Origin of the sequence: Polaromonas sp. (assembly GCF_030680935.1) — a bacterium.
Taxonomy (GTDB): domain Bacteria; phylum Pseudomonadota; class Gammaproteobacteria; order Burkholderiales; family Burkholderiaceae_C; genus Polaromonas.
In genome coordinates this window covers 61160-74185 of record NZ_JAUXUP010000027.1, presented here as the reverse complement: position 1 = coordinate 74185, position 13026 = coordinate 61160, and the positions used below count along the sequence as shown (strand labels likewise).

Annotated in this window: 9 protein-coding genes and 1 pseudogene; 5 read left to right on the top strand and 5 right to left on the bottom strand. The window is 56.1% G+C overall.

Going from position 1 to position 13026, the window contains the following annotated elements; genetic code table 11:
- Positions 1-28 precede the first annotated feature (28 nt).
- The 5 genes from Q8L50_RS07855 to Q8L50_RS07835 all read right to left on the bottom strand — a co-directional run bounded on the left by Q8L50_RS07855 (position 29) and on the right by Q8L50_RS07835 (position 4643).
- Positions 29-946 (bottom strand): SMP-30/gluconolactonase/LRE family protein, encoded by a 918-nt coding sequence (locus Q8L50_RS07855; RefSeq protein WP_305348109.1) that lies wholly within the window; start codon positions 944-946, stop codon positions 29-31.
- Positions 943-1809 carry an aldose 1-epimerase gene (locus Q8L50_RS07850; RefSeq protein ID WP_305348108.1) on the bottom strand — a complete coding sequence of 289 codons (867 nt, stop codon included), beginning with the start codon at positions 1807-1809 and terminating at the stop codon, positions 943-945. The genes Q8L50_RS07855 and Q8L50_RS07850 overlap by 4 nt, the downstream gene beginning before the upstream one ends.
- Before the next feature lie 137 nt (positions 1810-1946).
- Positions 1947-3470, bottom strand: a complete 1524-nt coding sequence (locus Q8L50_RS07845; protein ID WP_305348107.1) for an ammonium transporter — start codon at positions 3468-3470, stop codon at positions 1947-1949.
- Between the two features lie 27 nt (positions 3471-3497).
- On the bottom strand, positions 3498-3836 hold the full coding sequence (gene glnK, locus Q8L50_RS07840) for a P-II family nitrogen regulator (protein WP_077591625.1): 339 nt from the start codon (positions 3834-3836) through the stop codon (positions 3498-3500).
- Between the two features lie 39 nt (positions 3837-3875).
- Positions 3876-4643: a TorF family putative porin gene (locus Q8L50_RS07835; protein WP_305348106.1), complete on the bottom strand. Its 768-nt coding sequence runs from the start codon at positions 4641-4643 to the stop codon at positions 3876-3878.
- 205 nt (positions 4644-4848) lie between these two features.
- Between Q8L50_RS07835 and Q8L50_RS07830 the strand changes: the two are divergent.
- From Q8L50_RS07830 to Q8L50_RS07810, 5 genes and pseudogenes are all read left to right on the top strand, one after another.
- A pseudogene (locus tag Q8L50_RS07830) lies at positions 4849-5793 on the top strand (YifB family Mg chelatase-like AAA ATPase); the annotation flags it as partial.
- A gap of 56 nt (positions 5794-5849) precedes the next feature.
- Positions 5850-8165, top strand: a complete 2316-nt coding sequence (locus Q8L50_RS07825) for a hypothetical protein (RefSeq protein WP_305348105.1) — start codon at positions 5850-5852, stop codon at positions 8163-8165.
- A complete protein-coding gene (locus tag Q8L50_RS07820; RefSeq protein WP_305348104.1) occupies positions 8158-10257 on the top strand; it encodes a hypothetical protein in 2100 nt (699 codons plus the stop codon). Before Q8L50_RS07825 ends, Q8L50_RS07820 begins: the two co-directional genes overlap by 8 nt.
- Positions 10254-10820, top strand: coding sequence for a hypothetical protein (locus Q8L50_RS07815; RefSeq protein ID WP_305348103.1), 567 nt, complete (start codon positions 10254-10256; stop codon positions 10818-10820). The genes Q8L50_RS07820 and Q8L50_RS07815 overlap by 4 nt, the downstream gene beginning before the upstream one ends.
- The gene (locus Q8L50_RS07810) at positions 10810-12240 is read left to right on the top strand and encodes a hypothetical protein (protein ID WP_305348102.1); all 1431 of its coding nucleotides are present in this window, start codon (positions 10810-10812) and stop codon (positions 12238-12240) included. Before Q8L50_RS07815 ends, Q8L50_RS07810 begins: the two co-directional genes overlap by 11 nt.
- The last annotated feature ends 786 nt before the right edge of the window (positions 12241-13026 follow it).

Below are 13026 nucleotides of genomic sequence, written 5' to 3'. Positions count from 1 at the left end.
GCCGAAGGCGGCTCAGGGGGGTGAGTCGTCAGGCTGAAAAGAAGTTGACCGGCAGCCCCGGCACGTCCACACGCCGGGACAATACCGCGCCGGACAGCGGCATGGCCGCCAGCTCGGCGGCCTGGCGGCCGTGGCGCGCGCTGGTCAGGTACAGGGTCTGCAGGTCGTCACCACCAAAACACACCATGGTCGGGCACATCATCGGGGTGGCGATCTCGGCCAGCACTTCACCGGCGGGCGAGAGTTTGAGCACACGCGCGCCTTCGAACATCGCCACCCAGTAGTTGCCCTGGCTGTCCACCGCCGCGCCATCAGGCCGCCCGCCATAACCGGGCTGGCCGGGCGACCATCCCGCCGGCTTCAAGGGAAACTGCATGAACACGCGCGGCGCGAACAAGACATTGTCGGCCGCATCCCAGTCCCAGGCGCGGATCAGATGCGCGGTGGTATCGGACCAGTACAGGGTGCGGCCGTCGGCCGACCAGGCCAGGCCGTTGCCGACGGTGGCGCCTTCTGCCATGCGCTGCAGTGCGCCGCCCTGCAGGCAAAACAGCGCCGCCTGCCGCGCATCGCGCGGCTCGTAAATGGTGCTGGCCCAGAAGCGGCCCAGCGGGTCGCATTTGCCGTCGTTGAATCGTGTGGTCGCGGTGTTGTGCGCGGCGGGGGCCAATGGCTCCAGTGCCCCGCCCCAACTGCGCGCGCGGTAAAAACCGTCGCGCAAAGCAATCACCAGCCCACCGCCCGCCGCCGGCGCAATGCAGCCCGGCTCCAGGTCATGCGGCGCGGCCATGCGCCAGCTTTCGACCGTGCCCATGAACACATTGCAGCGGTGCAGCGTCTTGCCCGGGATATCGACCCAGTACAGCAGCTGCTCCTGGGGGTGCCAGAACGGCGACTCGCCGACCTCGCAGGGCGCTGCCGACACCACCTGCCAGCCGGCACTCACGCAGCGCGCTCCACCTGGATGCTCATCTGCGCGCTCATGGATTCACCGGGCGCCAGCACCTCGATGCCCAGATCCTCGGCACGGCCAGTGCCGGCCTGCAGCAGGTTGACGGCGTTGTTGACATGGCTGACTGGCTCGATCGCGACAAAGTCGCGCGTCGTATGGGTGAACACCACCAGCCGGCTCAAACTGGAACTGATGCGGGTGTGCAGCAGCTCGTCGTGCAAGGTGACGCTGCCATTCCAGCCGTCGAAACAATGGTCCACGTCCAAGCTGGCGCAGTCGGTGTCCAGACCGGCCGAGGGCTGGCGATGCGTTGGCAATTTTTCACCGCTCATCTCCCAGCGCCCGCTGGCCTCGAACGCGATGTGGCTGTCCGGTCGTTTGACAAAGTAGGGGTGCCAGCCGAGCCCGGCCGGCGCCGGCACCGCCGACTGGTTGGTCATGCTGAGCGTCAGCTCGAGCACATTGCCGCGCAGGCAGAAGGTCTGCGAGGCGTCGAAGGCAAACGGCCAAGACGCGTCGGCGCGGTGCTCGCAAGCCAGCATCAGCAGCTGCCCGTCGTGCTCCAACACCTCCCAGGGCCGCTGCCAGCCGATCCCGTGGATGGCATGCGGTTCGGGTCCGTTGTTTTGCACCAGCGGATGGCTGGTGCCCTGCCACTTGAGCGTCGCATGCCCAACGCGATTCGAAAACGGCACCAGCGGGTAACTTCCCGACAGGCGGACAGTGGCGAGTTCGGCGGCCGGCGTCGAGCGCAACACCGGCACATCGCCCAGCCACAGGCCGGTGATACAGCCGCCCAGTTCGGGCTTGATCTCGCAACGCAGTCCGGCGCCGGACAGGGTGATGGCAGGGCTCATGGCCTCATTGTGAATCCCTGGCGCAAAAAAATGGCCCTCAGGAACCGAAGTTCTTGCGGGCCGAACATCCAAAGGAGACTCTCGCTGTTAAAAATACTGCCGCAGCTGCCGGGCAGCTGCGGCGTTTTGTACCGGTGTTAGCGGCTGTAGGCAGTTTCGCCGTGGGAGGTGATGTCGAGGCCTTCGCGCTCGTCTTCCTCGCTGACTCGCAGGCCGATGGTCAGGTCGACCACCTTGTAGGCAATGAAGGACACCACACCGGACCACACCAGAGTGATCAGAACGGCCTTCAGCTGGATCCAGACCTGGGCGACGATGGAATAATCCGCCGCAGTGACCATGGTGGCCGTGACCCAGTCGGCCACGTAGCCGGGGCCACCCAGGCTTGGCGAGTTGAACACACCGGTCAGCAGGGCGCCGAGGATACCGCCGATGCCGTGCACGCCGAACACGTCGAGTGAGTCGTCCGCACCCAGCAGTTTCTTCAGGCCATTGACACCCCAGAGGCAGGCAAAACCAGCGACCAGACCGATGATCAGACCGCCGCCTATGCCGACATTGCCGGCTGCAGGCGTGATCGCCACCAGCCCAGCGACTGCACCGGAAGCTGCACCCAGCATCGAAGCCTTGCCGCGCATCAGCGCTTCGCCGACACACCAGGCCAGCACCGCAGCTGCCGTGGCACCCAGGGTGTTGATGAAGGCAAGGGCGGCGAAACCGTTGGCTTCCAGGGCAGAACCGGCGTTGAAACCGAACCAACCCACCCACAGCAGCGCCGAACCAACCATGGTCAGTGTCAGGCTGTGCGGCGCCATGGCCTCCTTGCCGTAACCAATACGTTTGCCCACCATGTAGGCGCCGACCAGACCGGCCACGGCGGCGTTGATGTGCACGACGGTACCGCCGGCGAAATCAAGCGCACCCGACTGCCAGATGTAACCGGCTTTGGAGGTCATCTCGTCAACAACTTCCTTGGCGGTGTAGGCATCAGGGCCCATCCAGAACCACACCATGTGGGCCATGGGTGCATAGCTGAAGGTGAACCAGATGACCATGAACATCAGCACGGCAGAGAACTTCATGCGTTCGGCAAAGGCGCCGACGATCAGTGCGCAGGTGATGCCGGCAAAGGTGGCCTGGAAGGCTGCGAAGATGATCTCAGGAATCACAACGCCCTTGCTGAAGGTTGCCGCGTTGGCGAAGGTGCCGGCGGCGTTGTCCCAGACACCTTTCATGAACAGCCGGTCAAAGCCACCGAAGAAGGCATTGCCCTCGGTGAAGGCCAGGCTGTAACCGTAGATGAACCAGAGCACCACAATCATCGAGAAGGTGACCATGACCTGCATCAGCACCGACAACATGTTCTTGCTGCGCACCAGTCCGCCGTAGAACAGCGCCAAGCCGGGGATGGTCATAAGAATGACCAGCATGGTCGAAACCATCATCCAGGCGGTGTCGCCCTTGTTCGGAACGGCAGCAGGCGCGGCAGGTGCTGCGGCTTCGGCCGCGGCTGGTGCGGCCATCGCCGCAGCAGCAGTAACGGCCGCCGGTGCAGCTGCTTCAGACGCGGCTGGCGCAGCCGCTGGCGTCTGCGCCAGCACGGCTGCGCCGGAAGTCAGCAGACTCAGTCCCAGAGCCAGGGAGGCAAGTAGTTTTTTCATGTCAATATTCTCTTTATGGGTTGAGCTTTACAGCGCCTCTTTGCCGGTCTCGCCGGTGCGGATACGCACCACCTGCTCCAGGTTGTAAACGAAGACCTTGCCATCGCCGATCTTGCCGGTGCGGGCAGCGCCTTCCACGGCTTCAATCACGCGGTCCACCAGCTCATCGGAGACGGCGGCCTCGATCTTGACCTTGGGCAGAAAGTCCACCACGTACTCAGCACCGCGGTATAGCTCGGTGTGGCCTTTCTGGCGGCCGAAACCCTTGACTTCGGTCACGGTGATGCCCTGCACACCGATACCGGACAGCGCCTCGCGCACTTCGTCCAGCTTGAACGGTTTGATGATGGCCGTTACTAGTTTCATGAGTTCTCCTTTGTCTCAGCTTCCAAGCCGTGTTGTGTTTCAGAAACTTTTCTTGACGGACAGGACCAAGCCATCCTTGGCAAGGTCACGGGTACCCGAACCAGGCAGGGTGTAGGGTGCGCCCAGGCCGTTGGTGCCGACTACTGTCAGGCTTACCACCAGCCCGTCGATGTCCTTGTTGATGGCGACAGAGTAGTCCGTGTAGGAGTTGCCGTTCTTGATTTTTTGCGCGCCGATGTGCGGCACGACGGACCAGCCAGAGCCCAGGTCAAAGTTGGCGCTGAGGTCAAGGTAGCCGCTGTTCTTGCTGTTGGCCGTGCCGAACAGATTGGTCGTGGCGTGCGAATATTTGGCCGTGACAATGCCGAAGGTGAGGGCACCGTAGAGCTCGAAGGTGTTGGGGCTGACCTGGCCGCGTGTTTTTTTCATGTTGTTGCCGGCATACCAGTAATAGAGGCCGCCAACGTCATATCCCACACCTTCGGACAAGCTGCCTTTGTAGCCACCGTAGAGGTCGATCTCGATCGGGCCTTTGGTCGTGTTGGGGTTGGCCGTGGTGTCTTTCAGCCAGGTGATGGTAGAAGCCCAGGTACCGAGGTAAAAGCCACTGCTGTGGGCATAGTCAATACCGCCATTCAACGCTGGTTTTTTGCCGCTCTGCGAAATGCCGCGGTAGCGGTAGTCGGTGGTGGCGCCGACGTTGTAGGACAGGGTGTAGTCTGGCGCTGGAGCAGCGGTCTGGGCAAAGGCGGTGCCGGTCAGGGCAAGTACCATCACCAGCATTGATTTTTTGGCGGCTGATTTCATCGAGGGCTCCAATAGAGGGTTGAAAAGGGAATTTATTACGTTGAACACTTAGCATGGAGCGTGCCAAACTTTGTAGGCCTATAGCTCCTTCGTCATCGTCGGGAGGGGCTGAGGCGTTAACTTGGACGGGAATAAATACAAGATGTGCACCAAATGAGTGCATAAATGTGTGCGCTTTTTTGGTGCAACAGGGGGATATCGACAAATGAGCTTATCTTTAGTGCAAAGCCGTGCCCTGTTGGGCATGCAGGCGCACCCGGTCTGCGTCGAAGTGCATCTGGCCAACGGCTTGCCGAGTTTCACCCTGGTCGGACTGGCAGAAACGGAGGTCAAGGAGGCCCGTGAGCGCGTGCGCTCGGCCATTCAAAACACCGGGCTGGAGTTTCCCAGCAACAAGCGCATCACCGTCAATCTGGCGCCCGCCGACCTGCCCAAAGACTCGGGCCGTTTCGACTTGCCCATTGCCTTGGGTATTCTGGCCGCCAGCGGACAGATAGAAACGCGCAAGCTCGACGGCTACGAGTTCGCCGGAGAGCTGTCTCTGGGCGGAGAATTGCGTCCCATACGTGGTGCACTGGCCATGAGCCTGGCCCTGCCAGCGCTGGACACTGACAAGCCCCGGCCCCGGCTGGTGCTGCCAGAGGGCAGCGCCCAGGAAGCCGCCCTGGTGCCAGAAGCCGAGGTGTACTGCGCGCGCCACCTGCTGGATGTGGTCAGGCAGTTTTTGCCCGGCGATGTGATTCCCGAAGAATCTACCGGCTGGGCGAGGGTCGAAGCCAGCGCAGTGCAGCAGGCCGCGCCCTACCCCGACCTGTCGGATGTCAAAGGCCAGGCGGCGGCCAAAAGGGCGCTGGAGATCGCGGCCGCAGGTGGCCACAGCCTGTTGATGGTCGGTCCGCCAGGTTCGGGCAAATCCATGCTGGCCCAGCGTTTTGCCGGGCTGCTGCCTGCCATGAGCACGGCCGAGGCACTGGAAAGCGCGGCCATCGCATCGCTGGGCGGCCGTTTCTCGCTGGACAAATGGGCGCAACGCCCGACCTGCGCACCGCACCACACGGCCAGCGCGGTGGCGCTGGTCGGCGGTGGCTCGCCGCCCCGGCCCGGGGAAATTTCACTGGCGCATCACGGTGTGCTGTTTCTGGACGAATTCGCAGTTTAACTTTTTACCGATTTCTGTCAATATGTGGTCCACGCAAGGGTCACAAGATGAAATCACCAGAAAAAATTGGCGATCTTTTATTGCCAATTGTCAAAAAAAGCAGCAAGTACAGGGGTTACCCTCTCGGCGCATTGACGGATGATGCAAAAGATCGCTTTGCGGATTCTTTAAGGCATGGCAAACGCGGACTGCAGTCACACAAACAAATTTGTAAGCTATTTGAATGCTTTATTTTTCTCAATGATGCCGTCGTTACGGCGAAAGATCTAAAGACACCCCTATTTCGTGACTTGAGTCTCAAATTCATTGGCGCGCTCAATTCCTCCAAGTTCATCGACACAGCTCCTAACGTCCGACTCCAGCTCACGCGAGCTTTTCTCCTCATCCTGGAAGATCTTGGCATTGCTCACCCGGAAGTACGCGATGAGCGACCTCATTACTCTGACCAAGTCAACGAGCTAGTGCGGCTTTTCGAGGCAATCGAAGTAGATGAGGAGGAGGTTTGGCTGTTTCGGGGATGGTGGACAGAAAATCGGAAGGGGACGGCAATCCAATTACCCCTCTATCCCCTCTACGCACGATTTGGTCGGGCTTTTACGCAAACCGTTTATGACGCATGCGACGGTTACATCTCGGTGCGAAGCGGCAACCTCACAGGAGCATTTCGCGCGTTCATCAACTATCTGTCCGCACGCCCTTCACTCGTCGCGGAGGATTTGCAAAACAAAATTTACGCAGCCCGCTTTTGGATAGACTTTCTGGTTCATTACTCAGAGGTCAGCTATGCAGATGGACAGGGAAATAAGGCCAGCCAAATCGTCAACAGCTGGAATATCCATTTCATCCCATTTGTCAAAGATTGTCTGCTTCCAACCGGCCTTTTCGTGGCCCCCTTAGGCGGGTTTCCGCATCCGAAGCCACATCGCGTGCCTGGGTCGGCACGAAAAACGTCGGTAAAGGATGGTCAGGCGGTCAAGACAAATCTATTGACCCACGTACCGCTGAACGTTACTGACGCAGAAGCCATGAAGTTGCTGTTCTTCAGCATCCGCCGGGACTTTGATCTGATTCTTCAATGGGCAAATGCGAAGGCAGAAAGGGTTGAAAGGTGTATTAAAGAGCGCGAGGAAATGGCGGAGGTTGGCCAGCCAAGAGTTATTCAGCAAATTGGCGCCCGTGGAAGCGGTCAACGGTACCTAACGTCACATGAAAATCCGTCGGTTTGGCACAACGCAGCGACCACGTTCAAGCATCAGGGGTTTAAGCCCAGTACTGATGCAAAGGCTATCCTCCTATACCCACAACCCATAGGTGAAACTGCCATCAGATTGGGACTACCGGTAACTGGTTCAGAGCTACCATTTCTGAGCATACTGGTGGCAGAACATCCATCAATCACGCCTTCATATCTCGAAAATCTTGAGCTATTTGATAGTTCTGGAAAGCAAATTGGACTTATTGAGACCGACGCAGGTTGGTATCTTATTGGGTACAAGGACAGAAGGGGCAGCGAGAACTCCCAGCAGAAGATCCTACTCTCATCAACATCATTGAAAGCGGTCGGAACTTTGATCGCCTTGACACAACCTATTCGCAAATACCTGAGAGATAACAGTGACAGCAATTGGAGGTACCTACTGCTCAATTCAGGCCAAGGTTTCGGATATCCCAGGCGAACAAAGAAGCTCACCACAAACACCAGCTCACCGTCATCCGTAAAAAGGAATGCTGCCAGCATCGCCGAGGTTTGCGGGTTGCAACCCAACGAGGCATTAAGCCTCGCGAAGCGATTCTCGCTTTCATCGCTCCGCGTGACCAAGGGCGTATTGATATATCTTGAAACCGGCAGTACTGCCAAAATGGCGAAGGCACTGGGGCACAAAGAATATGCACCGGACCTTCTTTCGCACTATTTACCGACGGTCATCTTGGATTTCTTCCAAGAGCGTTGGATCCGACAGTTTCAAACAGGAATGATTGCTGCAGCACTCGAGCACAGCCCTTTTTTATATGTCGCGACTGAGATGGATGAGAAAAAACTAAATTCGTTCTTGCTGCAAAACGCGCTCAAAAAACTTCCAGAAGACATGGACTCGACAGCCCCGGCTGAGCCAGGCGAAATAATTTTCGGTTTGGATGCGGGAATTTTTGGAGCGCTGCTAAGTCTGGATCAAGCTGTTGCATTCGCTAAAGCCAATGGCATGCATCCTGGTACCAAGGCATCGACATTCTCGGCAATTACTCAACTAGTGTGCAAGTACGTCGAATCGTCCGAATGCGGGCGAGAAGACCTTCAAGCTCAGCTTGAGCTGGCACGCAAAACTGTGCGACCACAAGATATGCAGGACATCCTATATGTCTAGTTCGCATAAATTCACGGGAGAACTGGATTTTTTAAACGAATACGCAACTGTCTCTGAAGAACGATATCGAGATAGCCGATTTCTCCTATCCCCGTTTGAAACCAATCTTTTTCAGTTCAAGTTCGGTGAGACGATCATTGAGGTGGACTTCGATGTCCGACTTGAGGACGGAACACTCCTAACCGCGCCGCAACATCGGCCGCTGTGCAATCTATTCAAGAGTTGGCTTTGTGTTCACGAAAGCTTTGATGTAACTCAAGGCCGAGTCCCGGCGACGGAGCCCTCCAAATACAAAGTCCAGCGGACACTCCATTTGATTGACTACTTCTTGCTCAACGCAGAGCGGTTTCAACTGGCTAAGCACGGACTGCTAACAGTTACAACGAACGACATGCATGGCCTGCTGCTGGATCTTGCAGGGGCGTCAAGGGCATACGTAAGTCTCTACAAATGGCCCGCGCGACTTCAGGAATATCTCCTTGCTCGGGCCAAAGGGCTAACAGCGTTTGACATTACCTCCGCCCTGCAAGATCAACCGGATCTCGGCGATCCGTACGAAGGGGATGATGCATTGCTGGACCTCGATGCGATTGGCATCCTCCACGCAAGAGTCTGGCTCTGGAAAAACGGCTTCTACAGAAGGGGAGGAATCCGATCTCACGAGTACGCGCCAAATCTCAGTCTTATTTCAGATATTGTCTACCGGAATACCTTGTACGGGCGTGTCAAATTGCTGGTGGCACCTGAGCTATTCATTACGCCACGCGAAAGAAATGACCGAGAACTGGATCGTGCGCCGGTCTACGACTACGACCGCAGTCAAGCGGCAACAAGACATTTTGGCCGGTATCTTCGAACTCTTAAAGCACTCGAACACCTCTACCTGGCGGGAATGGCCGTACCTTTGACAGCTCTCGAGGCTCTCAGCGACAACGTCGCCCTGCAATGCGTAGTTCTCCGCAAGGAGGGTCGACATAGAACTTTGCCGCAGCAGATGGTTCTGGATGCGTTACGCAATAGCCTAGAGTTCGCATTGGAACATGGCGACGACCTAGTCGATGGCTACCTTCGAATTATCAATGCGTGGCGAAAAACAGATCTCACATTCATGGAATTTGTTGACTCGTCTGAGTTCCACGCGGCAACTACAGACAAACTCAAAGAGTTGGGTGTGAAGAGTTGGGCCATCAAACCTCTTCCAACCGTTGGGGCGCTCGGAATGGTGCATATGGTCAAAACCGAGTTCTTTTCCAAATTCAGACGCAACGAGGGACTATTCGAACTCCTGAGGGTTTTGTACGGATGTGTATACGTTGCTGTGGGCACTTTAATGGCACGACGCTCGGGAGAGCTCGACGAGCTAATCGGCAGCACATGCTTGGACAAGACGGGGGCATATTTGATCTTTGCAAACCGCAAGTCGGGCGAAGTAGACATGAGGGAGGTTGAATCCCGCCCGATCCCACCTGTAGCCGCAAGGATGATCAGGATGATCACGCGCATTCAAAGTGAGTTGGTTAAGTTGAATATCCAACCGGCCGACCGCTTGCTGTTTGCGGGACCAACTCGGATGTACGGAATTCCATGGCCAGACGGATATGAGACGGACACCAGCGTAAGTTTGGATCTATTTTGTGATTATTTTGAGATGCCGGTCGATTCGAAGGGACGTAGATACTATCTGCGTCAGCACCAACTCCGGAGGTTCTTTGCAATCCTGTTTTTTTGGGGCGGCGCATTCGGCGGCCTTGACACTCTGCGTTGGTTCCTAGGGCACACAGATGTGGAGCACATATGGAACTACATCACCGAGTCCATTCCGGGAGAGGCGCTTCAGAATGTCAAGATCGGGTTCGCAACAGAGCAGATCCTGTCCGGTTCGCCTGCAGCGGATGATCTCGCTGCTTACTTGAAAGAGCAATACGGTATTGCAGATTTTTCAGTCTTGGATGTCGACGAATTGAATCAGTATATTGCGCTTCTTATGAATGAGGGACAGGTCGAGATCGAGCCTCATTTTCTAAACCTCCCTGGCGGCGAAAGCTACAGAATTCACATCATCGTCAAACCCCTCCAGGGCACGATCACATGAGTACGGACGCACGGAAAGTACGCAATCAAGCCAGCATCAGAGCACTGATTAAGTTTCTTGACCAAGTGCGATCCAGCCCTTTGGATTATTTGGATGATCTCCCCCTGCGCCAGGCGTTGGCGTCTCAAGGTAAGCTCGCTGGGTTCGCTCGACCATCAGCTAACGTGGTCGCGATGACACTCAATACCGCAAAGCAGGCCGCCAGTGCGGTGCTCGACGGTGGCTACAACATGTTGGATCGCCTACGGCGGACATGTCTTGATACGCTCGAAGCGGTAGAAAACAGAGTCAGAACACCGAAGCGAAACTCGAAGATCGGATTGCGTAGTGAAATTGATCACCTTAAAGAGGCGAATCAAGTCTTGCGCGAAGATCTCATGGTTTTCACACAGGCGTTTACTACTAGCATCAAAAACAGTCGGAACTATGCGGCCCAGAGCGATGCCGCCACGCAGGAGCTCTGCGCTAAAGAATGCCGAGAACTAATTGCAGCTCTTGGCCTAGTTCGTACACCCCTGGCCTTGAGATGGATTAACGCATTGGGAAACATTCATGAGCCCTAAGAAACTATATGCCCTGACCAGGTCGGATTTCGGATTGGTTGCATATGTAGAGCCATCAGGACATGTGCGCGAACTGCCCTCGGGTAGCATTCCCATGCTGTCATGGCCAGATGGGCGATGGTGTGTGCCGGCGAACATTTTCATGCAAGAGCTAGCCAGACGCGGGCTTTCCCGGCGAGAGGGCGGCTCAACCCTTCTTACTTACGCGGCCAATCTCAGTCATTTCATCCGCTTCTGCTTTAACAACAAGGTCGACTTTCATTCCTTGCGGGATAGTCAGTTCTCGATGTTCATTCGCACCCTAGCTGGTGAACGCAAGAATTCCCAGGATGATCTCAGGGTTAGAACGCCCAATTCCACCATTGCTATCGGTAGATTGTGCTTAGCGTTTTTGTCCTCGCTATCAACGCTCTATGGCCGACAACTTGTAGGTGAACATGGCCAGATCCGCGCAGAGATTCGCGAGGCACGCATAATTTTGGCCTCTGGAAAGCATCGAACCATAAGGTATTGGCATCACAATTCATTTCCACCGGCATCCCCGCTTAAGACTCGTCTGCCCGTCTCCAGGCTTGCCATTAATGCACTTCGGAATGCCGTAGCTAAATGCAGCGCGGCCTCAAGATCGCCTTATCTTAAAAAGAGGCGTTACATGATGCTGAAGCTACTGGAAATTCTCGGAGCACGGCGCGTAGAGATCGCCTTATTAACTGTAGGCAGTGTGGAAGGGGCCGCGACAATGACAAGGCCTATGTTGGAAGTGACAACGGTAAAAGGTCGAGCTGGCGGGACGGATGTCATGCGTATGATTCCCATCGCGCGTCATGACGTCAAGCTTCTCCTTGAGTTCATCAAATTCAACCGAAAACCGCTTATCTCAGATCTTAAAAAGGCAGGAACCATCGATAAAGACTGCGGCATTCTTCTTCTGAGCGAAACGTCCGGCCTTGGCTTGCGACCGAACACCATCACGCAAGAGATCTCGGCTCTATCTCGTGTCGCTGAAATTCCAGAGAGAGTTTGCGCGCACATGTTTCGCCATCGCTACGTCACCAAACTTTTTATTGCCTTGATCCAGCAGCACGAGTTCGACAACGTTGAGTCCTTGCGCAGCGCGCTAGTTTCAACTGAGGATTTCAAACGACAAGTGCTCGAGTGGACTGGGCATAAGAGTCTGCAATCGTTGGAGCCGTATCTGCACTTGGCTTTTGACGAGCTTAGCGGTGCGCGAAAAGCCGTCGATCTCGCGTTGCTTCGGAATGCATTAGATTCGTTTGACGCCAGCGCAGACTTCATCGAATTCGAACTGGAGGAAGGCATCGACCCCAAAGTTCAACTCGAACGCACGCGTGAGTTGGTGAGAGCATTGCGGAAGGATTTGGATATGACCAATTACTTCGCTCAGAATGAGTCTAGCTAAGAATCTACCGCTAGGAGCTTATAGCTACCGTACGATAGTTCTGTTCAACCGGGATACAGCAATCTGCCTTGCAGAAACAGGCTTTCGCCTAAGAGGCGCTGGTCGTCCATAACTTTCAAAGGTCCTGAGAAGTTCCTCCTCCGAAAGAAGCGACGGTAATACACGACTTGTGTGCACACGACCAAATGCCATCGCATACGGTAGCCACCACCACAAGGCCCAATTCGAAGTGTGGTTGCGGTGGCTGCTCCAGGTTAGGCGGGCGGCAGTCAAACGTCGCCACACCCAAGCCAATGGCCAATCCCACCTCTGCTCTTCCACTCGCGCAATGTTGTATAAGTACTGCAACTCTGAGTAGACCGTGAGGTGCGGATTTCGATAGCCTTTGAGCTGTGAGCTTGCACCCTCGACATAGAGTTGAGCAGCGCTTCCAAAAAGCTGCCATGAAAGGCGATGTGCTATTGCGCCTGTTTTTACAAAGCACCCCACCGTCTCTAGAAAATTGAATATCGAAGTCAACGCTTCTTCTTCATAAACTGTACGCGGGCGAGGCGTACCGGGCTCTGTTAAACAATCGTGAAGATAGGCCGCAGCCAAGCGCTTATGCGCCTTCAAATCCTCCGATTCCCAACGATGATCCAAGTGAGTGACGGCTTGCATCGAGTGACCAAAAATAGTCGTCGCCCGATTTTTCTGATTCGTCCATGCTGCAACTGCAATCGAAGCGATAGTGACAGCGGCCGCTGGGATCGGGTGTCGCTCCACTACTCCCGCTAGTGCCTCAAA